Annotated in this window: 21 protein-coding genes and 2 pseudogenes; 19 read left to right on the top strand and 4 right to left on the bottom strand. The window is 73.8% G+C overall.

Features of this window, described 5'->3' with window-relative positions:
- Nucleotides 1-22: 22 nt before the first annotated feature.
- The 5 genes from FB458_RS13855 to FB458_RS13875 all read left to right on the top strand — a co-directional run bounded on the left by FB458_RS13855 (nucleotide 23) and on the right by FB458_RS13875 (nucleotide 8,285).
- Complete coding sequence (locus tag FB458_RS13855; protein WP_141849010.1) at nucleotides 23-1,321, top strand: multicopper oxidase domain-containing protein; 1,299 nt, start codon at nucleotides 23-25, stop codon at nucleotides 1,319-1,321.
- A gap of 5 nt (nucleotides 1,322-1,326) precedes the next feature.
- Nucleotides 1,327-2,700: a multicopper oxidase domain-containing protein gene (locus tag FB458_RS13860; RefSeq protein WP_246061589.1), complete on the top strand. Its 1,374-nt coding sequence runs from the start codon at nucleotides 1,327-1,329 to the stop codon at nucleotides 2,698-2,700.
- Between the two features lie 13 nt (nucleotides 2,701-2,713).
- Entirely contained in the window at nucleotides 2,714-5,905 is a 3,192-nt protein-coding gene (locus FB458_RS13865; protein WP_141849012.1) for a multicopper oxidase domain-containing protein, read from the top strand.
- 98 nt (nucleotides 5,906-6,003) lie between these two features.
- Nucleotides 6,004-6,468, top strand: coding sequence for a hypothetical protein (locus FB458_RS13870; RefSeq protein ID WP_141849013.1), 465 nt, complete (start codon nucleotides 6,004-6,006; stop codon nucleotides 6,466-6,468).
- Between the two features lie 8 nt (nucleotides 6,469-6,476).
- Nucleotides 6,477-8,285 carry a copper resistance CopC/CopD family protein gene (locus FB458_RS13875; protein WP_141849014.1) on the top strand — a complete coding sequence of 603 codons (1,809 nt, stop codon included), beginning with the start codon at nucleotides 6,477-6,479 and terminating at the stop codon, nucleotides 8,283-8,285.
- Between the two features lie 103 nt (nucleotides 8,286-8,388).
- On the opposite strand, the gene FB458_RS13880 is transcribed toward FB458_RS13875, so the two are convergent.
- Nucleotides 8,389-9,381, bottom strand: a complete 993-nt coding sequence (locus tag FB458_RS13880; RefSeq protein ID WP_141849015.1) for a sugar-binding transcriptional regulator — start codon at nucleotides 9,379-9,381, stop codon at nucleotides 8,389-8,391.
- A 233-nt stretch (nucleotides 9,382-9,614) separates the two neighbouring features.
- On the opposite strand from FB458_RS13880, the gene FB458_RS13885 reads away from it, so the two are divergent.
- The 7 genes from FB458_RS13885 (at nucleotide 9,615) to FB458_RS13915 (ending at nucleotide 17,668) form a co-directional block, all read left to right on the top strand.
- Complete coding sequence (locus tag FB458_RS13885) at nucleotides 9,615-10,976, top strand: ABC transporter substrate-binding protein (RefSeq protein WP_141849016.1); 1,362 nt, start codon at nucleotides 9,615-9,617, stop codon at nucleotides 10,974-10,976.
- 11 nt (nucleotides 10,977-10,987) lie between these two features.
- On the top strand, nucleotides 10,988-11,959 hold the full coding sequence (locus FB458_RS13890) for a carbohydrate ABC transporter permease (RefSeq protein ID WP_141849017.1): 972 nt from the start codon (nucleotides 10,988-10,990) through the stop codon (nucleotides 11,957-11,959).
- Entirely contained in the window at nucleotides 11,956-12,813 is an 858-nt protein-coding gene (locus FB458_RS13895; RefSeq protein ID WP_141849018.1) for a carbohydrate ABC transporter permease, read from the top strand. The genes FB458_RS13890 and FB458_RS13895 overlap by 4 nt, the downstream gene beginning before the upstream one ends.
- Nucleotides 12,813-14,291 carry a mannitol dehydrogenase family protein gene (locus FB458_RS13900; protein ID WP_141849019.1) on the top strand — a complete coding sequence of 493 codons (1,479 nt, stop codon included), beginning with the start codon at nucleotides 12,813-12,815 and terminating at the stop codon, nucleotides 14,289-14,291. Before FB458_RS13895 ends, FB458_RS13900 begins: the two co-directional genes overlap by 1 nt.
- Nucleotides 14,292-14,311: 20 nt before the next feature.
- Nucleotides 14,312-15,733 (top strand): xylulokinase, encoded by a 1,422-nt coding sequence (gene xylB / locus FB458_RS13905; RefSeq protein WP_141849020.1) that lies wholly within the window; start codon nucleotides 14,312-14,314, stop codon nucleotides 15,731-15,733.
- Nucleotides 15,734-15,880: 147 nt separating this feature from the next.
- The gene (locus tag FB458_RS13910) at nucleotides 15,881-16,666 is read left to right on the top strand and encodes an electron transfer flavoprotein subunit beta/FixA family protein (protein ID WP_141849021.1); all 786 of its coding nucleotides are present in this window, start codon (nucleotides 15,881-15,883) and stop codon (nucleotides 16,664-16,666) included.
- A gap of 45 nt (nucleotides 16,667-16,711) precedes the next feature.
- Nucleotides 16,712-17,668 carry an electron transfer flavoprotein subunit alpha/FixB family protein gene (locus tag FB458_RS13915; protein WP_141849022.1) on the top strand — a complete coding sequence of 319 codons (957 nt, stop codon included), beginning with the start codon at nucleotides 16,712-16,714 and terminating at the stop codon, nucleotides 17,666-17,668.
- A gap of 58 nt (nucleotides 17,669-17,726) precedes the next feature.
- On the opposite strand, the gene FB458_RS13920 is transcribed toward FB458_RS13915, so the two are convergent.
- Nucleotides 17,727-18,614, bottom strand: coding sequence for a class I SAM-dependent methyltransferase (locus FB458_RS13920; protein ID WP_141849023.1), 888 nt, complete (start codon nucleotides 18,612-18,614; stop codon nucleotides 17,727-17,729).
- Nucleotides 18,615-18,702: 88 nt separating this feature from the next.
- Here FB458_RS13920 and FB458_RS13925 point away from each other — a divergent pair, with 88 nt between their 5' ends.
- Entirely contained in the window at nucleotides 18,703-19,260 is a 558-nt protein-coding gene (locus FB458_RS13925; RefSeq protein ID WP_211356044.1) for a GNAT family N-acetyltransferase, read from the top strand.
- Between the two features lie 24 nt (nucleotides 19,261-19,284).
- On the opposite strand, the gene FB458_RS21400 is transcribed toward FB458_RS13925, so the two are convergent.
- A complete protein-coding gene (locus tag FB458_RS21400; protein ID WP_170185690.1) occupies nucleotides 19,285-19,452 on the bottom strand; it encodes a hypothetical protein in 168 nt (55 codons plus the stop codon).
- Between the two features lie 210 nt (nucleotides 19,453-19,662).
- Between FB458_RS21400 and FB458_RS13930 the strand changes: the two genes are divergently transcribed.
- The 6 genes and pseudogenes from FB458_RS13930 (at nucleotide 19,663) to FB458_RS13955 (ending at nucleotide 24,229) form a co-directional block, all read left to right on the top strand.
- Entirely contained in the window at nucleotides 19,663-20,856 is a 1,194-nt protein-coding gene (locus tag FB458_RS13930) for a cysteine desulfurase family protein (protein WP_141849024.1), read from the top strand.
- A complete protein-coding gene (gene mnmA / locus FB458_RS13935; RefSeq protein ID WP_141849025.1) occupies nucleotides 20,856-21,968 on the top strand; it encodes a tRNA 2-thiouridine(34) synthase MnmA in 1,113 nt (370 codons plus the stop codon). Before FB458_RS13930 ends, mnmA begins: the two co-directional genes overlap by 1 nt.
- Nucleotides 21,969-22,000: 32 nt before the next feature.
- Nucleotides 22,001-22,464 (top strand): annotated as a pseudogene (locus FB458_RS13940) (PPOX class F420-dependent oxidoreductase).
- A gap of 163 nt (nucleotides 22,465-22,627) precedes the next feature.
- Nucleotides 22,628-22,939, top strand: a pseudogene (locus FB458_RS13945) (MmcQ/YjbR family DNA-binding protein); the annotation flags it as partial.
- 63 nt (nucleotides 22,940-23,002) lie between these two features.
- Nucleotides 23,003-23,206 (top strand): hypervirulence associated TUDOR domain-containing protein, encoded by a 204-nt coding sequence (locus FB458_RS13950; protein WP_141849027.1) that lies wholly within the window; start codon nucleotides 23,003-23,005, stop codon nucleotides 23,204-23,206.
- Between the two features lie 36 nt (nucleotides 23,207-23,242).
- A complete protein-coding gene (locus FB458_RS13955; protein ID WP_141849028.1) occupies nucleotides 23,243-24,229 on the top strand; it encodes a uroporphyrinogen decarboxylase/cobalamine-independent methonine synthase family protein in 987 nt (328 codons plus the stop codon).
- Between the two features lie 6 nt (nucleotides 24,230-24,235).
- Here the strand turns inward: FB458_RS13955 and FB458_RS13960 are convergent, their stop codons facing one another.
- The gene (locus tag FB458_RS13960; RefSeq protein WP_141849029.1) at nucleotides 24,236-25,483 is read right to left on the bottom strand and encodes a L,D-transpeptidase; all 1,248 of its coding nucleotides are present in this window, start codon (nucleotides 25,481-25,483) and stop codon (nucleotides 24,236-24,238) included.
- Nucleotides 25,484-25,523 lie beyond the last annotated feature (40 nt).

Genomic DNA, 25,523 nt, shown 5'->3' on the forward strand with positions numbered 1-25,523 from the left:
ACCCAGGGAAAGCGATCGCGCGATGATGCTTCCGAAGAACACCAGTCTCAGTCGCCGTGCCCTGCTGGCCGGGGCCGGGGCGATGGGGATGGCCGTCGTCGGTGGCCGGCTGGTCGCCCCGGCGGTCGCGACCCCGGCCGCCGCCCCGGCCACCCTGGCCGGCCCCGCCGGCCCCGCCAAGAAGGTGCACCTCGTCGGGACGGACGGCTGGGCCGCCATGCCCGGCAGCGCCCCGAAGGACCCGCCCTTCTTCCCCGACCCGCTGGCGCCGGGCGACCTCAACACGTACATCTTCGGGTTCCGCGACGCGACCGGGCTCGACGCGGCGGCCACCGCGGCCCTGCGCGGCCACGCCCAGATCAGCGCACCGATGATGTGGTTCGACGAGCTGGACGAGATCACCATCACGCTGACCAACCTCGGGCTCGTCCAGCGCCCCGACCTGTTCGACGGCCACACGCTTCACTGGCACGGGTTCGTCAACGCCATCCCGCTGTTCGACGGCGTCCCCGAGCTGTCGCTGTCCGTGCCGATCGGGCGCGACTTCGACTACTTCTACAAGGTCCGCGACGCCGGCACGTACATGTACCACTGCCACTTCGAGGACGTCGAGCACGTGCAGATGGGCATGACCGGCATGGTCTTCGTCCGGCCCGCGCAGAACAAGGGCACGGGCAGCCTCCCGCCGGGCCGGTACGCCTACAACGACGGGGACGGCTCGACCCGCTACGACCGCGAGTACGCCTTCATGATGACCGAGATCTGGTCGGCCGCCCACTACCGGGACGCCCACATCCAGGTCAACGACTGGACCGACTTCGACCCGTCGTTCTCCTGCCTCAACGGCCGGGCCTGGCCCGACACCGTCGCCGACAACGGCAACCCGATGTCGACCGCTGCGGGCGCCCTGCAGTACCAGCCGATCACGTCACGGATCCAGGCCCGGCCCGGGGAGCGGGTGCTGCTGCGCCTCTCGAGCCTCAGCTACAACGACCACTCGCTCACCTGCGACGAGATCCCGCTCACCGTCGTCGCCAAGGACGCGAGCCTCCTGCGCGGTCGCGACGGCACGACGAACTACCAGACGACGAACACCGTGACCGTCGGCGCGGGCGAGAGCCGGGACGTCCTCTTCACCGCCCCGGACCGCGAGGGCACCTACCTGCTCTACGACCGCGACTACAACTTCCTCGCCAACGGGGGCGGCGCGGGCTACGGCGGCATGATGACGCAGGTCGTCGTCTCCGCCGCCGCCCCGGCGCAGCAGTACCCCAACGACCTCACCCACGACTTCCCCTACGACGTCGGATCGGCGGTGTGACGACGATGAGTCGACTCCTGCGACGGCTCCTCCCGGGCTCGGCCCGGCTGCGGCCGGTGACCACCCGGCTCGGGCTCGGCGCCGCCGTCCTGGCCATGGTCGCGGCGGTGGCCGCGACGACCCCCGGCTCGGCCCAGGCGGCCACGTCCGAGGGGCTCGCCTGCGACACCAGCCCGACCAACAGCTTCACCCTGACCGCCGACGACGGGTACATCAGCACCCCGGACGGCAACTCCATCTACACGTGGAGCTACGCCGACGAGGCGCAGCGCTCGTTCCAGTTCCCCGGCCCGGTGCTGTGCGTCGACAGCGGTGCCCCGGTGACCGTGGTCCTGCACAACCACCTGCCCGAGGCCACGTCCATCATCTTCCCCGGCCAGCGCGCCGTCAGGGCCGACGGCCGGCCGGCCGCACCGCAGTTCGCGACCGACGCGCAGGGCGACCCGACGACGACGATGACCTCGATGGTCCAGTCGGCCGACGCGCTCAGCGGCGCGACGCCGGGGGAGGTGACCTACACCTTCACCGCCGGCTCCCCGGGAACGTACCTCTACAAGAGCGGCACCGACGCCGACAAGCAGGACCAGATGGGCCTGTACGGCGCCCTGATCGTGCGCCCCGCCGGGCACGCCGGGCAGCTCACCGGGCGCGGCGACTCGGCGTTCGACCCCGCCCACGAGTACCTGTTCCTGCTCTCCGAGGTCGACCCCGACCTGCACCTCGCGGTCGAGCGCCACCAGGCCGTCGACTGGGCGGGCTACCGCGCGCGCTACTTCCTCATCAACGGCCGCAGCATGCCCGACACCCTGGCGCCCAACAACGCGCCCTGGCTGCCGAACCAGCCGTACGGCGCGATGGTCCACATCAAGCCCTACGACCCGGCGAGGCCGGTGGAGAACGCGATCCGCTACCTCAACGCGGGCACCCACAACTACCCCTTCCACCCGCACGGCAGCGACGAGCGCGTCGTCACCACCGACGGCCAGGCCCTGCAGGGCGCCGGAGGCGAGGACCTGTCGTACAGCAAGTACGACCTCGACGTGGCCCCCGGCCAATCGCTCGACGTGGTCTTCCACTGGCAGGACGCCGAGGGCTGGACCATCGGCGCGAACGGCCAGCCGACGCACCAGATCCCGACGCAGATCCCGGCCATCACCGACCAGCTGCTGGTCGGCTCGGACACCTGGTTCAGCCAGAGCCCGTACCTCGGCCAGAAGAACGCCGTCCCGACCTACATCACGGACAACAACGCGTGCGGCGAGTACTACCACATCGCGCACAGCCACGCCCTGCAGGAAGCCACCAACTACGGCGCCACCTTCGGGGGGATGATGACGCTCTACCGCATCGACCCGCCCGCCGGCTGCCCCGGGAACTGAGGCCACGATGTCGATGCCGTCCCGCGTCCCGTCCCACGCGCTCCCCACCACCCCGATCCTGCGCCGCATCGCGGCGGTCACGGGGACGACGCTGCTCGCAGCGACGTTCCTCCAGACCGGTACGGCGCACGGGCTCGCCGCCCCCACCACCACCCGAGCGGTCGCCGCCCCAGCGACCTCGGGGGCGGCGAGCAGCTCCACCCTCACGTCCCGGTCGGCGCGCGCGTCGCTGACCGCCGCGACGACGCCGACCTCCGTGGGCAAGCTGGCCCCGGCCGGTTGCGCGGTCACCGGGACCACCGAGAGCTGCGACCTCTACGCCTCGCCCGGCTCCGCCCTCGTCGGCGGGCAGACGCTGCCGATCTGGGGCTTCTCGTCGACGGCCGGTGCCGCACCGACGGCCCCGGGGCCGAACCTCGTGGTCACCCAGGGCGACACCGTCACGGTGACCCTGCACAACGCGTGGGACGCCGCCGCGCCGAACCCGCAGCGTCTCGACCTCGCCTTCCCGGGCCTGTCCGTCGGCGACTTCGCCGACGGGGCCGGCCCCGGCCGGGCGCCGGTCGGCCCCGGGGGCTCGGTGTCCTACACCTTCACCGCCACCCGGGCCGGCACGTTCCTCTACGAGGCGGGCCACGCCGACCCGGCGGGCAACGGCGCCCGCCAGGTCGCCATGGGTCTGGCCGGTGCGCTCGTCGTCCTGCCCGCGGACGAGGTCACGACGACGTCGTACGCCGACGACACCGTGCTCGTGCTCAGCGAGATCGACCCCGACCTGGCCGCGCACCCGGACTCCTTCGACATGCGCGGGTACTCGCCGCGCTACCGGCTGATCAACGGCAACACGTTCCCCGAGATCCCGGCGGTCGCGACCAACGCGGGCTCCACGGTGCGGCTGCGCTACGTCAACGCCGGTCAACGCCAGCACCCGATGACGCTGCTCGGCGCGACCCAGAGCACGATCGCCCGCGACGGCCACCCCCTCGGCTTCCCCGACGCGCAGGTGACCGCCGTCCTCGAGCCGGGCACGACGACCGACGCGCTCGTCGCCGTCCCGGACGACGGGACGAGCACCTTCACCCTCTACGAGAGCGGCGACCACCTGCAGTCCGACGGCCAGACGGCCGGTGCCGGCTCCACCGAGGTCGCCTTCGGCGGGATGATGACCGCTCTCGACACCAACGCCCCGGTCGCGACCGGTGACGTGGTCGGGCCCAAGGCGAGCGCCGTGACCCTCACGGCGCCCACCCTGCCCCCGACCGGTCGGGACCCGGTGGCGCTCACCGCGACCCTCGACGACACCAGGACCGGGGGAGCGGCGATCCAGTCCGCCGAGTACGTCCTCGACGACCCGCACACCATCGGGGTGGGCAGCGGGACCCCGCTCACCGTGACCGACCCGACGGCCGGCCGCACCACGGCGACGGGCACCATCACCCCCGACCAGCTCCAGCTCCTCGGCGGTGGCACCCACACGGTGTACGTCCGCGGCGAGGACGCCAACGGCAACTGGGGGGCCTTCGCCGCCGGGACGCTGCTGGTCCAGGGGAGCGGGGCCGCCACGACGGGTGCCTACGTCTCCCCGGCCCTGACCGACCTGCAGGGCGGCACCGCCCTCGACGCCACCGGCGACGCCACGGCGTCCGGCGGCACGGTCACCGGCGCCGAGTACTACCTCCAGGACGACGCCGTGGGCGGACCCACCGACGCGCAGATCGCGGCGGGCGGGACCCCGATGAGCCTCAACCGCACCGACGCGGCCTCCGTCCGCGCCGAGTCGGCCGACCTCAGCGCGGCGATCGCGGGCCTCGGCGACGGGGACCACCTGGCCTGGGTGCGCAGCAAGGACGACCGCGGGCTGTGGGGCCCCTTCACCAAGGTCCCCTTCACCGTCGACACGAAGGGTCCGACCGCCGTGGGCCAGCTCATGCCGAGCCCGACGAACGGGCTGGTCTCCTCGCCCGGCACCCCCGGCTACGCCACGGTGTCGGCGACGGTCGACGACACCTCGGCCGGTGGCCACCGCATCGTCGACGCCGAGGCCTTCGTCGACCCGGCCACCAAGCCGGACCCCACCCGCTACGGCTCCGGCCTGCAGCTGGTGCCGGACGCTCCGACCCTCACGTCGTCGACCGAGTCCTTCCACGGCGGCGTGCCGCTCTCGCAGCTGCGTGCCCTCCCGGAAGGGGAGCACCACGTGTGGGTCCACGGCAAGGACGCGGCGGGCAACTGGGGCGACCTGTTCGACTCCACGTTCCAGGTCACCAAGACCGCGCCGGTCCTCGGCACGGCCGCCCAGGGCCTGGCGGTGCCGGCCGGTAACGCCGGGGCCGCGACGATCACCGCGACCGTCCCCCAGGCCAACCCGAACAACACGGTCTCGAGCACCTGGCTCGGCGCCGCCGAGTTCTGGTGGGGCACCACGGACCCGGGTGTCGGCAAGGGCACCCCGGTGACGGGCACCCTGTCCGCCGGCGTGCTGACCCTCAGCTCGCTCCCGGTCAGCGGCGTCGCCCCCGGTAGCCGGCGGCTCAACGTCCGCGTCGCCGACCTCGCCGGCAACTGGAGCAACCCGGTCGGGGCGACCCTCGCGGTCACGGCTCCGACCCTGGTGCAGGAGCCGTTCTCGGCCCCGCTCGGCTCCGCCTGGACCCGGACCGGGAGCGCGGTCACCGTCGGCAACGGTGTGCTGCAGGTGAGCTCGGGCTCGGCCAAGGCGTACGTCACCTCGACCGCGTCGATCTCGCGCTCGGTGGGGACCACGCTCACCACGGCGACGGCGACCGTCGACGTCGACGCCACCGGGGTCACCCGGGCCGGGTGGACGACGATCCTGTCGGCCACCGGCAGCGGCGGGCAGGTGTTCGGGCTCCAGCTGCAGCGGGCGGCGACCGGACCGGTCCAGGTCCGGACGGTGATGACCCGCCCCGGCACCACCGCCGTCACCGGGACGGCGGTCGCCCTGCCCAGCGGGAAGGCCACGCTCACCCTCGTCTGGCGCGCGGGTCCGAAGAAGGCCACGGCGACCACCCCGGCGGGCCTGCTGACGCTGAGCGTGGACGGGTCCGGCACGCCGGCCTCCTCGTCCACGGGGGCCACCAGCGGGCTGGCGGTGACGGGCCTCTCGCTCGGCGTCGTCGGCACGCCGGCCACCCCCGGCCTGCGCCAGACGCTGCGGCTGGACAACCTGCTGCTCACCCCGTGACCGCCGCGGGTGGCCGGGCGACCGCCCGGCCACCCGCGCCGGCACCAGCATCCGCACCGTCCGACCTCCCACCCACCCGCCCTCCGAGGGGACCCGTCATGACCACCGCACCCACCGCCTCGCGGCGTCGTCACCACGTCGTGCAGGCCGTCGCGCTGCTCGTCGTCGCCACGCTGCTCGGGCTCGTCGTCCACACGCTCGCCGGACGGCGCGCGGCGGCCGAGCCGGCGATGCCCACCGACCAGCGGATGGAGCAGCAGCTGGGGGTGCGCTTCAGCCGGGTCGCGGTCGTCGCGGACGGCGGCCTGGTCCAGGTCAGCTACGTCGTCCTCGACTCGGACAAGGCCACGCGCTTCCAGGACGACCGCGCCAACCTGCCCGTCCTGGCCAACCCCGGCACCGGGGCGTCCACCCAGCACGTGGCGCTGATGAAGCAGGGCCACAGCCTGCCGGTCGGGCAGTCGTTCTACTTCGTCTACCAGAACAACGGGACCGTGCACCCGCACGACCAGGCGACGATCTCCACGCACGGTCTGTCGCTGACCGGCGTCCCGGTGGAGTGAGGCCCTCCGTGCACCGCCGCGCCCGCGCCCTCGCCGTCCTCCTGCTGGCCGTCCTCGTCGCGCTCGTCGCGCCGGCCCCCACGGCGTCGGCCCACGCCTACCTCGACGCCAGCAACCCGGCCGACGGCAGCGTCCTCGAAGCCGCACCCACCCGGCTGGCCCTCACCTTCGACGAGGGCGTCGTCCCGTCGGCGACGACGATCACCCTCGTCGCCTCCGACGGGTCGCGCCGCACCCTCGGCCCGGTCACCGCGGACGCCACGTCCGACGACGCCCCCGCGAGCCTCTCGGTCCCGCTGCCGGCGCTGTCCCGCGGCGCCTACCAGGTGGCCTGGTCGACGGTCTCCGCCGACGACCTGCACCCCACCGGGGGGACGTTCGGCTTCGGCGTCGGCGTGAGCGTCGCCGCCGTCGGGTGGACGGAGACGGCCCCGTCACCCCTCGAGGGGGTGCTGCGGGCGCTGCTCCTCGTCGGGCTGCTGCTCGCCGTCGGCGCACCGTTCGCCTCCGACCTCGTCCGGCGACGGCTGCCGTCCGACCCGGAGGCCGCCCACCCGGTGGCCCGCACGGCGGGGTCGGCGGCCGCGCTCGCCGCGCTGGCCGGGCTGGCGCTGCTCGTCGACGAGCTCGTCGCGGGCTCCGGCGGCGCGAGCGCCGTCCTGCTCAGCCGGTACGGCGCCTGGTGGGGCCTGCGCGAGCTCGCCCTGCTCACGGCCGCGGCCGTCCTGCTGCCGGGCCGGTCGGCCCACCCGCGGCCGGCCGGGACGTGGCGGGCGCCGGCCGGCAGCGTGGCCGGGCTGGTCGCCGCGCTCGCGACCGCCGTCCTCGGGCACTCGGGGTCGGGCGCGACCGGGTCGCCCGCACGGGTGGCCCTCGCGACCCTGCACGTCCTGTCGGCCGCCGCCTGGCTCGGCACGCTCGCGCTGCTCGTCGTCCTCCTTGCGGTGCGCCGGCCGGGACGGCGGGCCGCCCGGCACCTCCTGCGGGGGCTCGCCCCCGTGGCGGTGGCGGGCGCGACCGGGATGGCCGTCACCGGGATCGCCCTGGCGAGCGGTGTCGTCGGCTCACTCGACGCGCTCCTGCTCACCGACTACGGCCGGCTGCTCCTGGCCAAGGTGGCCGTGGTCGGTCTGCTCCTGGCGGCCGGGCTGGTCAACCACCGCCGGCTCCGGGCTCGGGGGACGGACCCCGGCCGGCTCGTGCGGGCCGAGGTGGTGGGCGGGCTGGTCGTGCTCGTGCTCACCGGCCTGCTGACCAGCGGCCAGCCGGCCACCGAGCGCCAGCTCCAGCTCGACCCGGCGGCGACCGCGTCGATGCTCGTCACCCGGCAGGTCGGCGACCTGCAGGAGGAGCTGACCCTGCGGCCGAACCTGCCCGGCCGCAACCTCGCCGTGGTGCGGGTGGCCGACACCCGCCGGCCCTCCCCGGGACCCGTCACCACCGTCTCGGTCGGGGTCACCGACGCCGCCGGGCGGGTCGTCCTCGTCCGCGCCACGCCCCTCGGCGACGGCCGGTGGAGCGCGCCGGTCGACGTCGCCCAGTGGGGCCAGGCCGACGTGCGCGTCGTCGTCGCGCGCCGGGGCGTCGCCGCCCCGACGACGGCCGACCTGGGCTGGACCGTGGCCGCGCCGCCGGGCACGCCCGCTCCGGCGGTGTCCCGCACCCCCCTCGGCGGACCCCTGACCTGGGCGGCGTGGGGGATGGCCCTGCTCGCGCTCGCGGGCGCCGCGGTCCTGGGTCGTCGCGTGGTGCGACGGCAGGAGGCCGAGCGACGGCTCGCCGCCCGGGCCGCAACGGTGGGGCTGCCCACCCCCTGAACGGGCGGCGCGTCCCCGGACGCGTCGACCCCACCGAGGGACGGGACCCCCTGCCGCCCCTCGGCGCCTGGACCGGCCGGAGCCCCCGACCGGCCGGTCCAGGTCACCCCCTCCCGGGTCGTCGAACCGGCGGCTGCGCGAGCAGCTCGGTCGCCATCGCGGTGTGGGTGACCAGCGTCGTGACGAGCCCGCTGCGGGCGGCGGCGAGGACGGCGGGGGCCTTGGCGGCGCCGTACGGGACGGCGAGGACGTCCTGCACGTGGGCGAGCTCGTCCGCGTCCATGCAGATCATCCGGGCCGTGAGGTCGCGACCGACCACCCGTCCCTCGGCGTCGAGGAAGACGCCCGACAGGTCGGCGACCGCGCCGGCCCCCTCCAGCGCGGCGCGCGCGTCGTCGTCGAGGGCGTCGTAGATCGTGCTCTGACCGGCCGCGAAGCGCCCGAGCCCGATGACCGCCTTGGTGACCGACGGGAAGCGACCGTGGGCCCGGGCGATGTCCGGCTGGTCGCGCAGCGTGCGGGCGGTCGCCGCGTCGGGGAGCAGGAACGGCGCGTAGAAGAACGACACCTCCCCGCCCGTGTGCCGGGCGAGCTCGCGGACGATCTCGATGGAGGTGGCCGCGAGGTCCTCGCGGGGGAGGGAACCGGTCAGCTGGACCACCGGGACCGGCGGCAGCGGACCGACGTGCGCCACCGTCGTCGCGACCGCTCGCGCCCACGCCAGCCCCAGGACGTCGTCGCGCGTCACCGTCTCCGTCAGCAGCTCACCGGCCGCCGTGCCGAGGACCTCCCGCAGGGCGCCGGCGTCCTGCTCGGCGGTGCCGACGACGATGGCCGTGCGCAGGGACAGGTGCTCGCGCAGCCGTCCCGACAGGTCGACGTCGATGCTGCCCGGGTGCCCGATCTCGATGCGGACCAGGCCGGTGGCGAGCGCGGCGTCGAGCAGGCGGGCGACCTTGAAGCGGCTGATGCCGAGCTCGTCGGCGATCTCGATCTTCGAGCGACCGTCGACGTAGTGCCGACGCGCGACGGTCGCCATGAGCACCAGCTGCGCCGGTCCGGCGGTGCCGCTCGGTGCCGACGTCGTCGTCTCCACGGGTGCCTCGTCTCCTGACGGTGGGGGGTGCGCTGGCCGGATCCCATTGTGGGGCCTCGCCGCCCGCGGATGTCACGGGTCGGGCACAGGTGGGTCATGAACCCGGCACGGGTCCTTGACAGGCCGATGCCCCCTGCGTTCTACTCCTCCACGAGCATATGAGCAATAGCCCGCTCATATGAGCAAACGGCGGCCGACGGCTCGCCGTAACCGGACTCAACGAGGAGATCTCCATGTCGCGTGCGACGTACGCCACCGTGGCCGTGGTGGGGGCCGTGGCCCTCTCGACCGGCCTGTCGGCCTGCGCCGGAGCCGGAGGCGCCGGTGGCGCCGGTGGTGGTGGGGGCGGGTCGACCGACAGCATCAACGTGCTGATGGTCAACAACCCGCAGATGGTGGACCTGCAGAAGCTGGCTCCCGAGTTCACCAAGGAGAGCGGGATCAAGGTGAACTTCACCGTCCTGCCGGAGAACGACCTGCGCGACAAGACGAGCCAGGAGTTCTCCAGCCAGGCCGGGCAGTACGACGTCGCGACGCTGTCGAACTTCGAGATCCCGATCTACGCCAAGAACAGCTGGGTCGCGGACCTGACGTCCTACACGAAGTCGGACACGGCGTTCGACCAGTCCGACATCCTCGAGCCGATGACCAAGGCGCTGTCGGTGGACGGGAAGATCTACGGCGAGCCGTTCTACGGCGAGTCGTCGTTCCTCATGTACCGCAAGGACGTCCTCGCCGCGAAGGGCGTGACGATGCCGGCGAAGCCGACCTGGCAGCAGGTCGCCGACATCGCCGCCAAGGTGGACACGCCCGGGGGGATGCGCGGGATCTGCCTGCGCGGGCAGCCGGGCTGGGGTCAGCTCTTCGCGCCGCTGACGACCGTGGTCAACACCTTCGGGGGGACGTGGTTCGAGAAGGACTGGACCCCGAAGGTCAACGGCACCGAGTTTAAGGCGGCGACGAACTTCTACGTCGACCTGGTCAAGGCGCACGGTGAGGCCGGGGCGTCGCAGGCCGGGTTCACCGAGTGCCTCAACAACATGACCCAGGGCAAGACGGCGATGTGGTACGACGCCACCTCGGCCGCGGGGTCGCTCGAGGCGTCCGACTCGCCGGTCAAGGGCAAGATCGGCTACGCGCCCGCGCCGGTGGTCAAGACCGACTCCTCGGGCTGGCTCTACACGTGGGCGTGGGCGGTCGAGCAGAAGTCGGCCAAGAAGGACGCGGCCTGGAAGTTCGTCTCGTGGGCCTCGAGCAAGAAGTACGAGGAGCTCGTCGGCGCCCAGCTCGGCTGGTCCAAGGTCCCGGCGGGCAAGCGGGCCTCGACGTACTCCAACGCCGACTACGTCAAGTCGGCCGAGGCCTTCGCGACCGAGACCAAGAGCGCGATCGAGTCGGCCAACCCGGACAACCCCGGGGTGCAGGAGCGCCCGGCCCCCGGCATCCAGTTCGTCGACATCCCCGAGTTCCCCGACCTCGGCACCAAGGTGAGCCAGTACGTCAGCTCGGCCATCGCCGGCCAGGGCAGCGTGGACTCGGCGCTCGACCAGGGTCAGCAGCTGGCGGAGACCGTCGCCAAGAGCTACCAGAAGTGAGCTGAGGACCGATGTCCAGCACGACCACCGTCACTGCCCGGGGCGCCACCAGCGGCGCCCCGGGCGGGGGCCGGAGCACCGGCGCCGCCCCGGGGGCCGCCATGCGCCGTACGGGGGAGTGGGCCCGCCGGGCCCCGCTCCTGCCCGCCCTCGTCCTGACCGTCATCGTCACGCAGCTGCCGTTCGTCGTCACCATCGTCACGTCGTTCATCAGCTGGAACGCGTACTACCCCGACCGGCGGCACTTCGCCGGGCTGGAGAACTTCCAGACCGTCGTCTCCGACCCTGACGCGCGCAAGGCCATCCTCGTCAGCGTCACCCTCACCCTGTCGGTCGTCCTCGTCTCGCTGCTGCTGGGGCTGGTCTCGGCGCTGCTGCTGGACCGCAAGTTCCTCGGCCGCGGGATCGTGCGCACGCTGATGATCACGCCGTTCCTCGTCGTGCCCGTCGCCGCAGCGCTGCTGTGGAAGCACGCGCTGTACAACCCCGAGTACGGCCTGTTCGACGGGCTGCTGAAGCTGGTCCTCGGGTCGAACGCGCCGCAGGTCGACTGGATCGGTCAGTACCCGTTCGCGTCGGTGATGTTCGCGATCGTCTGGCAGTGGACGCCGTTCATGATGCTCATCCTTCTGGCGGGGCTGCAGTCCCGCCCGCTGGACGTCGTCGAGGCGGCCCGGATCGACGGCGCCAGCAGCTGGCAGATCTTCCGGCACATGACGCTGCCGCACCTGCGGTCCTACATCGAGCTCGCCGGCCTGCTCGGGACGATCTACGTGGTGCAGAACTTCGACCACGTCTTCACGATCACCTCCGGCGGCCTCGGCACGGCCAACCTGCCGTACTACATCTACCAGACCTTCTACACCGCCCACGACTACGGCCTGGCCTCGGCGGCCGGCGTCATCGTCGTCGTCCTCACCATCGCGGTGGCGACCGTCGCGCTGCGCACCGTGTTCAGCCTGTTCAAGGAGGAGAACCGATGAGCGCCACCACCGCGTCCACCGCTCCGGCGCTGCGTCACCGCAAGCGGTCGTGGGGCGAGCGCTCGCTCGGCCTGGTCGCCTGGCTGGTCGGGCTGATCTTCTTCTTCCCCTTCCTGTGGATGGTCCTCACCTCGTTCCACTCCGAGGCCGACGCGGCGACCAACCCGCCGTCGTTCTTCGCGCCGCTGAGCCTCGAGGGCTACCGCGACTTCTTCGCCGCCGGCCCGCTGCCGCCGCTGATCAACTCCGCGACCGCGAGCATCGTCTCGACGCTGCTCGTCATCGTCCTGGCCTTCCCGGCCGCCTACGCCCTGTCGATCCGCCCGGTGCGCAAGTGGACCGACGTGCTGTTCTTCTTCCTGTCCACCAAGTTCCTGCCCGTCGTCGCCGGGCTGCTGCCGATCTACCTGTTCGCGCAGCAGGTCGGGCTGCTGGACAACATCTGGCTGCTCGTCCTCTTCTACACGGTGATGAACCTGCCCATCGCCGTGTGGATGCTGCGCTCGTTCCTCGCCGAGGTCCCCGTCGAGATGCTCGAGGCCGCCCAGGTCGACGGGGCCGGGCTGCTGACGACGATGCGCAAGATCATCGCGCCCGTCGTCACCCCGGGCATCGCGGCGGCCGCGCTCATCTGCTTCATCTTCAGCTGGAACGAGCTGCTCTTCGCCCGCGTGCTGACGGCGACCGTCTCCGAGACCGCGCCGGTGTTCCTCACCGGGTTCGTCACCAGCCAGGGACTCTTCCTGGCCAAGGTCTGCGCCGCCTCGCTCGTCGTCTCGCTGCCGGTACTCATCGCCGGGTTCGCCGCCCAGGACAAGCTGGTCCAGGGCCTGTCGATGGGGGCGGTGCGCTGATGACGGCCCTGCGACCGGACACCCTCGACGCCCTGCCCGCGGAGGTCTCGCGCCCGACGTACGACCGCTCGGCGGCGACCCCGGGCATCGTCCACTTCGGGGTCGGCGGCTTCCACCGCGCGCACCAGGCGATGTACGTCGACGCGCTGATGGAGCGCGGTCTCGCCCTCGACTTCGGGATCGTCGGCGTCGGCACGATGCCGTCGGACGCGCGGATGCGCGACGCCCTCGGCCCGCAGGACGGCCTCTACACCCTCGTCGTCAAGCACCCGGACGGCCGGACCGAGGCCCGCGTGATCGGGTCGCTGCTCGGCTTCCACCTCGCCGCCGACGACCCGGAGGCGGTGCTGTCGCTGATGACCGCCCCGTCGACGCGGATCGTCTCGCTCACCATCACCGAGGGCGGCTACCTCTTCGACCCGTCCACCGGCGAGCTCGACACGACCCACCCGCTGCTCCAGCCGGACCTGTCCGGCGAGGGCGCGCCGACGACGCCGTACGGGTTCATCACCGAGGCGCTGCGACGCCGACGTGCCGCGGGCACAGCGCCGTTCACGGTCATGTCCTGCGACAACATCCCGGGGAACGGTCAGGTCGCCCGGCGGATGCTCGTCTCCTTCGCCCGCCTCACCGACGAGGCTCTCGCCGACCACATCGCGACCGACGTCGCCTTCCCCGACTGCATGGTCGACCGCATCACCCCGGTGACGAGCGCCGACGACATCGCGCGGCTCGCGGCGGACCACGGGGTCGAGGACGCCTGGCCGGTGGTCTGCGAGCCGTTCACCCAGTGGTGCCTCGAGGACCGGTTCCCCACGGGGCGACCGCCGTTCGAGGAGGTCGGGGTCCAGCTGGTCCCCGACGTCGAGCCCTACGAGCTGATGAAGCTGCGGCTGCTCAACGCCAGCCACCAGGCGATGGCCTACCTCGGGCACCTGGCCGGGTACACCTACGCCCACGAGGTCGCGCAGGACCCGCTCTTCGTCGAGCTCCTGCTCGGCTACATGGAGAAGGAGGCCACGCCGACGCTGCACGAGGTGCCGGGGGTCGACCTCGACGCCTACCGCCACCAGCTCATCGAGCGGTTCGCCAACCCCGAGGTGCGCGACACCCTGGCCCGGCTGTGCGCCGAGAGCTCGGACCGCATCCCCAAGTGGCTCGTCCCGGTCGTCCGCGAGAACCTGCGCGCCGGCGGGTCGATCGAGCGGTCCGCGCTCGTCGTCGCCGCCTGGGCCCGCTACGCCGAGGGCGTCGACGAGCAGGGCCGGCCGATCGAGGTCGTCGACCAGCTGCGCGAGCGGGTCATGGCCGCCGCCGCGCGTCAGGGCGAGGACCCGCTGGCCTTCGTCCGCGACGAGCAGCTCTTCGGCGACCTCGCCCGCGACGAGAGGTTCGCGGCGTCGTACACCCGGTGGCTGGCCTCGCTGCACGAGGTGGGGGCGCGGGCGACCATCGAGCGCGTGCGCGACGCCGGGTGACGCAGGGTAGAACTGGCCCGGTGAGCACCCTCGTCGCCGGCGTCGACTCCTCGACCCAGTCCACCAAGGTCGTCGTCTGCGACGCCGCCACCGGTGCCGTCGTCCGTGAGGGCCGCGCCGCGCACCCCGACGGGAGCGAGGTCGACCCCGAGCACTGGTGGCGGGCCTGGCGCGAGGCTACCGCCGACGGGCTGCTCGACGGGGTCGAGGCGGTCGCGGTCGCCGGCCAGCAGCACGGGCTCGTCGCCCTCGACGAGCACCGCTCGGTCGTGCGACCGGCGCTGCTGTGGAACGACACCCGCAGCGCCGGCGCCGCGCTCGACCTCGTCGAGGAGGTGGGTGGCCCGCAGGCGTACGCCGACGCGGCCGGCTCGGTGCCGTCGGCCAGCTTCACCGTCACCAAGCTGCGCTGGCTCGCCCGCCACGAGCCCGACGCGGCGCAGCGCGTGCGCAGCGTCCTGCTGCCGCACGACTGGCTCACCGCGCGGCTGCTCGGCGACGGCGACCTCGCCGGCGTCCCGCTCGTCACCGACCGCGGGGACGCCTCCGGCACCGGCTACTGGTCGCCCGCGCAGGGCCGCTACCGGACCGACCTGCTGGCGACCGCGCTCGACCGGTCGGGGACGGCCGGGCTGCCCGACCTGCCCGACGTGCTGGGGCCGGCCCAGGCGGCCGGCCGCACCCCCTCGGGGCTGCTCGTCGCCCCGGGCACCGGCGACAACATGGGCGCCGCCCTGGGGCTCGCGCTCGGTCCCGGTGACCTCGTCGTCTCGCTCGGCACGAGCGGCACCGTGTTCGGGGTGGCCGAGCACCCGACCGCGGACCCCACGGGGATCGTCGCCGGGTTCGCCGACGCCACCGGTCGCTTCCTGCCGCTCGTCTGCACCCTCAACGCCGCCCGCGTCCTCACCGCCGCGGCGGCGATGCTCGGCACCGACCTGGCCGGGCTCGAGCGCCTCGCCCTCGCGGCCGAGCCGGGCGCCGGCGGGCTCACCCTGCTGCCCTACCTCGACGGCGAGCGCACCCCGGTGCTGCCCGAGGCGACCGGCACCCTCGGCGGGCTGACCCGTGACAACGCCACCCCGGGCAACCTCGCCCGCGCCGCGGTAGAGGGGATGCTGTGCGGCCTCGCCGACGGTCTCGACGCGCTGCGCGAGCAGGGCGTCGCCGTCCGGCGCGTCCTGCTCATCGGCGGGGCGGCCCGATCGGCGGCCGTGCAGGCGGTCGCCGCGGGTCTGTTCGGGGCCCCGGTGGAGGTGCCCGAGCCGGGGGAGTACGTCGCCCTCGGCGCGGCGCGCCAGGCTGCCTGGGTGCTGTCGGGCGAGGCGCAGCCGCCGCGCTGGGACGTCGCCACCTCCGCGCTGCCGCGCGAGGAGGACGACTGGGCGGCGCCCCTGCGGGCGTCGTACGGGGCCCTGCGCCGGCAGGTCCACGGGGTGTGACGGGTCACGCCACCCGCGTGGTTACCCGCCGGTAACCTGGTGTCGGCAGCGTCACCCCTCCGTGATGACCGGTCGCCCCCGCGCCGGTGACAGGATGGGAGACGAGCGACAGCCCGACATCCCCGAACGACAAGGACGTTCCCACCCATGAACATCGTCGTCTGCGTCAAGTACGTGCCGGACGCCCAGGCGGACCGCACCTTCAGCGACAGCGACAACACGACCGACCGCACCAACGTGCCGGGTCTGCTGTCCGAGCTCGACGAGTACGCCGTCGAGGAGGCGCTGAAGATCGCCGAGGCCACCGAGAGCGAGGTGACGGTGCTGACCGTCGGGCCCGCGGAGGCGTCGGAGGCGACGAAGAAGGCGCTGCAGATGGGCGCCCACGCGGCCGTGCACGTCCAGGACGAGGCGATCCACGGCTCCGACGCCCTCGCGACGTCGCTGGTGCTGGCCAAGGCCATCGAGAAGATGGACCCGAAGCCCGACCTCGTGCTGACCGGCATGGCCTCGACCGACGGCACGATGGGCGTCGTCCCGACGATGCTCGCCGAGCGCCTCGGCCTGCCCGCCGTCACCTACGCCTCCGAGCTGACCGTCGACGGCGGCGCCGTGACGATCCGCCGCGACGGCGACCTGGCCTCGCAGACCATCGAGGCGAGCCTGCCGTGCCTCGTGTCGGTCACCGACCAGATCAACGAGCCGCGCTACCCCTCCTTCAAGGGGATCATGGCCGCGAAGAAGAAGCCGGTGCAGACCTGGTCGCTGGGCGACCTCGGCGTCGAGGCCGGCCAGGTCGGCCTGGCCGGCGCGTGGACCACCGTCGAGTCCTTCGCCGCCCGACCGCCGCGCCAGCAGGGGACGATCGTCGTCGACGAGGGGGACGGCGGCGCCAAGCTCGCCGGCTTCCTCGCCGAGCGCAAGTTCGTCTGAGCAGCAGCGCGCCCCCGACCTCGAATCCCGTGACAGGAGAACCCCATGGCTGACGTCCTCGTCCTCGTGGACCACCAGGGCGGCAAGGTCCGCAAGACGACCGCCGAGCTGCTCACCATCGCCCGCCGCCTCGGCGAGCCGTCCTCCGTGTTCGTCGGCGACAACGTCGACGGCGCCAAGGACATCCTCGCCCGCTACGGCTCGGCGAAGATCTACCACTCCGGCGCGGCCGAGCTCGGCGAGTTCCTCGTCGTGCCCCAGGCCGAGCTGCTCGCCCAGCTCGTCGAGCAGACCAGGCCCGCCGCCGTCCTCATCCCCTCCACCCCGGAGGGCAAAGAGGTCGCGGCGCGCCTCGCGGTCAAGACGGGCTCGGCGCTCGTCACCGACGCCGTCGACGTGCAGGGCGAGGACGGCAAGGTCGTGACGACCCAGTCCGTCTTCGCCGGGTCCTACACCGTCCGCTCGACCGGGACGACGGGCACCGTCGTCGTCACCGTCAAGCCGAACTCCGCCCCGCCGCAGCAGCAGCCGGCGCAGTCCGAGCTCGTCGCGGTCGACTTCACGCCCTCCGACCTCGCGCGCACCGCCAGGATCACGGCAAGCAAGCCGAAGGAGAAGTCGGGTCGTCCCGAGCTGACCGAGGCGGCCATCGTCGTCTCCGGCGGTCGTGGCACCGGTGGCGACTTCTCCAAGGTCGAGGACTTCGCCGACTCCCTCGGCGCCGCCGTCGGCGCGAGCCGCGCCGCCGTCGACGCGGGCTGGTACCCGCACACCTCGCAGGTCGGCCAGACCGGCAAGCAGGTCTCGCCGCAGCTCTACGTCGCGTGCGGCATCTCGGGCGCGATCCAGCACCGCGCCGGCATGCAGACGAGCAAGACCATCGTCGCGGTCAACAAGGACGAGGAGGCGCCGATCTTCGAGCTCGTCGACTTCGGCGTCGTCGGAGACCTGTTCTCCGTGCTGCCCCAGGCCACCGAGCAGGTCAAGGGCCGCAAGGGCTGAGCCCGAGCACCGAACCCGTACGGAGCCCCGGTCCGCCGGACCGGGGCTCCGTCGCGCGTCAGACCCGGGTGCCGAGCAGGGTGAAGCTGAGGGCGACCCGGTCGGATCCCTCGGTGAGCCGCCACTCGCCGTGGCCGTCGGTGTCGGCCGGGTCGACCGGCTCCATCTGCCCGGGGAACGGGCAGAACGGGACGCTGTCGTGCTCCTCGAGCCGGTCCAGGCGCACCCCCTCGTCCAGCAGGGCCTGCACCGTCTCGCCGAGCCCGTGGTTCCACGAGTGGGTGACCGTGTGGGTGATCGGCGGCGGGGCGCCGTCCGCGGTGGCGACGTACGTCTCGGCCTCGTCCCACACCTGCGGCTCGACGGTCTCGACGTACGGGTACGCGACCTCGAGCCGCGCGGGGTCGTCGCCGTCCGCGGGGACCCCCCGCAGCGCCCCGCACATCGGGTGGACGTCGCGCACGAACACCCGCCCGCCCGGGTGCAGGCACGCGGCGACCGCCTTCGCCCAGCGCCGGACCGACGGCAGCCAGCACAGCGCGCCCATCGAGACGTAGACGAGGTCGAACGTCCGCCCGTCGAGGGCGGCGGCCGCGTCCTCGACATCGGCGACGACGTACTCCACCGGGGTGCCGCACTCGCGCGAGAGCCGCCGGGCCTGCTCGACCGAGGCGGGGGAGAGGTCCAGCCCCGTCATCCGCGCGCCGAGGCGCGCGAGGGAGACGGTGTCGGTGCCGAGGTGGCACTGCAGGTGCACGCCCTCCACCCCGTCGAGGGCGGGCAGCCGCGGCCGGTCGAACTCGACGACCTCGGACAGGTGCGCGGGGTCGGCCACGAACCGCTCCCACTCGTAGTACGGCGCCGCCGCGTGGACCGGCGCGCGGTCGTCCCAGTTCCCGCGGTTGACGGTGAGGTGCTCGGGCTCGGGGGTCGGCTCGCTGGTCACCGGGGCACCGTACGGCGTCGTGCTCCCCGCCCGCGGCGCGCCGCCCGGGTTGCTTGCCGCGCGGGTCGGGGGACGATGGGATGGAGGGGTGCTCGACCCCTTCCTGCTCACGCACCAGCCGGTGCTGACCGGCGCGCTCGTGCGCCTCGAGCCGATGGGGGAGCAGCACCTCGACGGCCTGTGGCCGATGTTCGCCGACGAGGACGTGCGCGCCGGGACCGGCACGATGCACCAGTTCGCGCGCGAGCAGGTGCGGCTGGGCCTGGCCCGGGCGGCAGCCCGCGAGGACCGCGCGGACTGGGCCGTCGTCCGCCGCGAGGACGACGCGGTGGTGGGGGAGGTCGTGCTCATGGACCTCGACGAGGAGGTCGAGTCGATGACGTTCCGGATCGCGCTGACCGGGCCCGACGTCTTCGGGCGCGGGTACGGGACGGAGACCGCGCGGCTGGTGCGCGACTTCGCCTTCGACCGCCTCGGGCTGCACCGGTTGGCGCTCGAGGTCAACGCGGACAACGCGCCGGCGATCGCGGTCTACACGAAGGTGGGGTTCGTCCGCGAGGGAACCCGCCGGGATGCGGGGCGTCGTGAGGGGGAGTGGTACGACGTCCACGACATGGCGCTGCTCGTCACCGACCCGCGGCCCTGAGGCCGCGGGCGAGGGGGAGGTCGGTCAGAGCGCGTTGTGGACCGCGAGCTCGCGCACGCGGTACATGCTGCAGTCGCGGCAGCCGGTCGTCCCGTGGGTGGGGCGGATGTTCGTCGTGGTCCGACGGGTGCGGGCCTCGCGCAGCAGCTGACGCGTCGAGGTCGCGGTGGGGGAGGTGGTGAGGCGTCGCATCGGATGCCTTTCGGTGGGGGCCCCGGCGCGAGCGCCGAGGACTTCGTGGGGGGAGTGCGACGGCGAGGGGGAGGTTGTCGTCGCACGAAAAGTCTGACGGAAGTCATAGCGCTTTCCCAACGGACGCTAAGACACTCCCCGGGGGATGTTCGGACCGCCGTGGGTCGTCCGTTCGGTCGATGCGTCGGTGCGGCTCCGTAGACTGGGGCCGTGCCCTACCTCGACCACGCCGCCACGACCCCGGTCCGGCGCTCGGTCCGCGAGGCGGTCGCCGAGGTCCTCGCCGGACCGGCCGGCAACCCCTCCTCGCTGCACGGCGCCGGCCGCGCCGCCCGCCGTCTCGTCGAGGAGTCGCGCGAGCAGGTCGCCGAGGCCGTGGGCGCCCGACCGTCCGAGGTCGTCTTCACCTCGGGCGGCACCGAGGCCGACAACCTGGCCCTGCTGGGGACGCTCGCCGCCCGCCGCCGCGAGGACCCGCGCCGCCGGCGCCTGGTCGCCGGGGCCACGGAGCACCACGCCGTCCTCGACACCCTGGAGGCGCTCGAGCGCGACGACGACGCCGAGGTCACCCTCGTCGCGCCCGGCCCCGACGGCGTCGTCACCCCGCAGGCCGTCGAGGCGGCGATCGCGAGCGACCCGGGGTCCGTCGCGGTCGTCAGCCTCATGTGGGCCAACAACGAGATCGGCGTCGTCCAGGACGTCGCGGCGGTGGCGACCGCCCTGCGCCCGTACGGCGTCCCGCTGCACACCGACGCGGTCCAGGCCGTCGGGCACGTCCCCGTCGACTTCGCCGGGTCCGGCGCCGACCTGCTCGCCCTCACCGGGCACAAGCTCGGCGCGCTGGTCGGCACCGGCGCCCTGCTCGTGCGCCGCGACGCGACCATCGCGCCGGTCACCCACGGCGGTGGTCAGGAGCGGGGCCTGCGCAGCGGCACCCTCGACGTCGCAGGCGTCCGGGCGCTCGCGGTGGCGGTGACCGAGGCCGTCGCCGAGCGCGAGCACGAGGCCGTCCGGCTCGCGGCCCTGCGAGACCGCCTGGTCGAGGGCGCCATGGCCCTCGACCCGAGCATCCGCCCCGGGGGCCACTGGGAGCGCGGCGACGTCGTGCACCGGCTGCCCGGCAACGCCCACCTGCTTGTGCCCGGCTGCGAGGGCGACTCGCTGCTGTACCTGCTCGACGCGGCGGGGGTCGAGTGCTCGACCGGGTCGGCCTGCCGGGCCGGTGTCCCGCAGCCGAGCCACGTCCTGCTGGCCATGGGCCTGCCGGAGGCGCAGGCGCGCGGGGCGCTGCGCCTCACCCTGGGACACACCAGCACCGACGCCGACGTCGACGCCGTCCTGGCCGCGCTGCCCGCGGCGCTGGAGCGGGCGCGCCGGGCGGCGGGGACCGCGGGAGCCGCCTGATGCGCGTCGTCGCCGCGATGAGCGGCGGCGTCGACTCCGCCGTCGCGGCGGCGCGCGTGATGGAGGCCGGCCACGAGGTCGTCGGCGTGCACCTGGCGCTGAGCCAGCAGGCGGCGACGCTGCGCGAGAGCGCGCGCGGCTGCTGCACCATCGAGGACGCCGGCGACGCCCGCCGGGTCGCCGACCGGCTCGGGATCCCGTTCTACGTGTGGGACCTCGCGGAGCGCTTCCGCCACGACGTGGTCGACGACTTCGTCGCCGAGTACGAGGCCGGGCGCACCCCCAACCCGTGCCTGCGCTGCAACGAGAAGATCAAGTTCGCCGCGCTGCTCGACAAGGCCCTCGCCCTGGGGTTCGACGCCGTCGCGACGGGCCACTACGCCCAGGTCGTCGAGCGGGCGGACGGCGGCCGCGAGCTGCACCGCGCCGTCGACCCGGCCAAGGACCAGTCCTACGTCCTCGGCGTCCTCGACGCCGACCAGCTGGCCCGGTCGCTCTTCCCGCTCGGCGGCTCGACCAAGCCCCAGGTGCGCGAGGAGGCCCGCGAGCGCGGCTTCTCCGTGGCGAGGAAGCCCGACAGCCACGACATCTGCTTCGTCGCCGACGGCGACACCCGCGGCTGGCTGACCCGCCGGCTCGGCGAGCGACCGGGCGAGGTGGTCGACGAGTCGGGCCGGGTCGTCGGGCAGCACGCCGGGTCCTACGGGTTCACCGTCGGTCAGCGCCGCGGGCTGGGGCTCGACCGGTCCACCCTGGACGGCGCTCCGCGCTTCGTCCTCGAGGTCGACGCGGCCCGCAACCGGGTCGTCGTCGGCCCGCAGGAGCTGCTCGGCGTCGACGTCCTCGTCGGCGACCACGCCCGCTGGTGCGGCCCGGCCCCCGAGGGCGTCGTCACCGTCGGCGCGCAGCTGCGCGCGCACGGGGAGGAGGTGCCGGCCACCGCACGGGCCGACGGGGACCGGCTGCACGTGCGGCTCGAGCGGCGGGTCCGCGGCGTCGCGCCCGGCCAGTCCGTCGTCCTGTACGACGGCACCCGCGTCGTCGGGTCGGCCACGGTGGCGCAGGCGACGAGGGCCACGACGGCGTCGCGCGCAGCCACAGACCGACGCTGACGGGGTCGACGGGGCGTCGTACGTTGGGGGGCATGCCGAAGACCGCCACGAACACCGACGTCGACCGCGACGCCCTGCTCGACTTCGTCCGGACCCGCCACCACGTCGTCCTCACGACCTACCGCAAGGACGGCTCTCCGCAGAGCTCGCCCGTCTCCGCCGGCGTGGACCCGCAGGGCCGCATCGTCGTCAGCAGCTACCCCGAGCGGGCCAAGTCGCGCAACGCCGCCCGCGACCCGCGCGCGAGCGTCCTCGTCCTCAGCGACGACTGGGACGGGCCGTGGGTGCAGGTCGACGGCACCGCCGAGGTCATCACGCTGCCCGACGCCGTCGAGCCCCTCGTCGACTACTTCCGCTCGATCTCCGGCGAGCACCCCGACTGGGACGAGTACCGGCGGGCGATGACCGCGCAGGGCAAGTGCCTCATCCGGGTCACCCCACCCGCTGGGGTCCGGTCGCCACCGGCGGCTTCCCGGCCCGGCTCGCTCAGGACTGACCACCGGCCCCGCCGACCGGGTATCGTGCCCGGATCGTCACCTGGAGACGGTGGCGGCCGAGGGGGGCTCGTGGACCAGGGGATCGTCGCGCAGGCGACCACGCCGCTTCGCGAGCACCCGCTCGTAGAGCGGATCCGCGGCCTGTGCACCGCCTTCCCGGGGACGACGGAGCGGCTCAGCCACGGCGAGCCGGCCTGGTTCGCCGGGGGCCGCCGGATGTTCGTCGCGTTCGCCGACCACCACCACGACCACCGGGTCGCGGTCTGGGCGGCTGCGCTGGACGGGGTCCAGCGCCACCTGCTCGAGGACGAGCCGACCCAGTTCTTCGCGCCGCCGTACTACGGCACCCGGGGCTGGATCGGGGTCCGCCTCGACCGCCGACCCGACTGGGACCGCGTCGAGGTGCTCGTCGAGGAGGCGTGGCGCTGCGTCGCCGGGCCGCGCCTGGTGCGCGCCTACCAGACCCGCCCCTGACGGGCGGGGCGGCGGACCCCGTACGGCGCGTCCGGCTGCGGGCCGCGGGGTACCAGCACCGGCATGAGCATCAGCAAGGGCAGCAAGGTCAGCTGGAACACCTCCCAGGGCAAGACCCACGGCAAGGCCGTGGAGAAGAAGACGAAGGACTTCACCTTCGACGGCCAGGACTTCAAGCCCACCGACGACGACCCGTACTGGATCGTCGAGTCGGAGAAGACCGGGGCCAAGGCGGCGCACAAGGAGTCGACGCTCGAGGGGAGCTGACGCCGACCCGGCCGCGCCTGGGTAGTGTCGGCCGGCGTGAGCAGCGCCAGCGGGATCGGGTCGTGGCCGGGCACGGACGTGCGCGAGGTGGTGCGCACGGTGCGCGACCTCCTCGGCGGGGAGGGGGACGTCCCCTACCTGCCCGAGACCCCGGCCCGCGGTCCGGGCGCCGACCTCGTCGGTCGCGGCGCCACCCGGCTCGTCGAGCTCCCGGTCGACCTGCAGCCCGCGGGCTGGCGGATGGTCGACCGACCGGGTCGCGACCTCGCGCGGGCGGCGTCGTTCGGTCGGCAGGACCTCGACGAGCTCGCCGAGGCGTACGACGGCTGGACCGGGCCGCTCAAGCTCCAGGTCGCCGGGCCGTGGACGCTGGCGGCGAGCGTGTGGCTCCCGCGCGGCGACCGCGTCCTCGTCGACGAGGGGGCCCGGCGCGACCTCGCCGACTCGCTCGCCGAGGGGGTGCGCCAGCACCTCTCCGACGTGCAGCGGCTCGTCCCGGGGGCCGACCTCGTCCTCCAGGTCGACGAGCCGTCGCTGCCCGGCGTGCTCGCCGGGGAGCTGCCGTCGGCGTCGGGCTACGGCCGGCTGCGCGCCGTCGACCCCGCCGACGCGCTGCCCGTCCTCACCCGGGTCCTCGACGCCGCGGGGGACCGGCGGCGCGTCGTGCACTGCTGCGCGCCGAACGCGCCGCTGCCGCTGCTGCGCCGGGCCGGCGCCGAGCTCGCCCTCGACGCGGGGCTGCTCACCGACCGCGGCTGGGAGGGCGTGGCCGTCGCCCTCGAGGAGGGCACCCCCGTGTGGCTGGGAGCCGTCCCGACCGCCGGTGACCTCGCCCCGTCCACGACGCTCGCCGACGCGCTCGAGCGTCGCTGGCAGCAGCTCGGGCTCGACCCCGCGCTCCAGGACCGGGTGGTGCTCACCCCCGCGTGCGGGCTCGCGACCCTGCCCTACGGGGACGCCGTACGGCGTCAGCGCGCGGCCACCGAGGTGGCCCGCGAGCTCACCGAGCGCGCGAGCGACTAGGCGCCGTCAGAGCGCGGAGCCCTGGGCGAACTGCGCGTAGGGGATGTTCCAGTCGGTCCACCCGTTGCCCGGCTCGAGGGTGCGGGCGGTGCCGGTGACCTGGACCGGGTCGCCGACGAGGACCTGCGAGAACAGCCAGCCGGCGTTGTCGGTGCTCATGCCGATGCAGCCGTGGCTGACGTTGGCCTTGCCCTGGCTGCCGACGGACCACGGGGCGGCGTGCAGGAACTCGCCCGAGTTGGTCTCGCGCATCGCGTACTTGACGTCGGGGATGTTGTAGTAGTTCGGGTCGCCGGGCTCGATGCCGACGGTGTTGGCGTCCATCCGCAGCTGGGAGAACTTCTCCATGATGACCTTGGTGCCGCTGCGGGTGCTGAAACCGGCCTTGCCGCCGGTCACCGGGATGGTCCGCGCGACCTGGCCGTTGATGACGACCTGCATCTGGTGCGTCGCGAGGTCGGCCTTCATGACGAGCGACCGACCGACGGTGAAGCCGCCGGAGACGTCCATCTGGCCGTAGGTGCCGTTGCCGGCGGGGACGCTGTTGATGTCGACGTCGACCTTGACCTTCGTGCCGGCCTGCCAGTAGGCCGGCGGGCGGTAGTGCACCTCGTTGTTGGACACCCAGCTCCAGGTGCCCGGCTGGTTCGGGGTGGAGGTGACCTTGAGGTGCTTCTGGATCGAGGCGCGGTCGGTGACCGGGACGTCGAAGCGGACGATGACCGGCATCGCCGTGCCGACGGTCGAGCCGTCGGCGACGATCGTCGGGTAGATGAGCTGGGTCTTGACGTTGACCTTCTGCGTGCTGAACGTCGAGCTCGCGGTGGTGGCCTTGCCGTCCTTGTTCTGCCCGGTCATCGTCAGGTCGTAGGTGACGTTGGGCTCGAGCAGGCCGGTCGCCGTCCACGACGCACCCGCCGGGTCGAGGCTGCCCTGGACGGGGACCGTCGTGCCCTTCTTGGTGTCCCGGTAGGTCATCGTCACGGCCGAGACCGTGCCCTGCGCCGCGGTCACCTTGACGACCGTGTCGAGCGCGACCCCGGTCGCGCCGGCGGCGACGTTGGGGGTGAGGCTGACGGGGGCCGCCGCCGCCGTGGTCGTCGTCGAGGACGAGCTGCCCGCCGGGGTCGGGGCGGAGCTGCCGCCGGCGGCGGGTGACGCGGCCGAGGGCGAGACGACCGAGCAGGCTCCCAGCGAGGCGACGCCGGCGAGGGCGACGCCCGCGAGGACGAGACGGTGGTGTCGGTCGGTCATGGCAGTGGCTCCCGAGCGCGTGGCAGTGGCGGGCAGACGA

The sequence above is a fragment of the Lapillicoccus jejuensis genome (assembly GCF_006715055.1).
GTDB classification, from domain to species: Bacteria; Actinomycetota; Actinomycetes; order Actinomycetales; family Dermatophilaceae; genus Lapillicoccus; species Lapillicoccus jejuensis.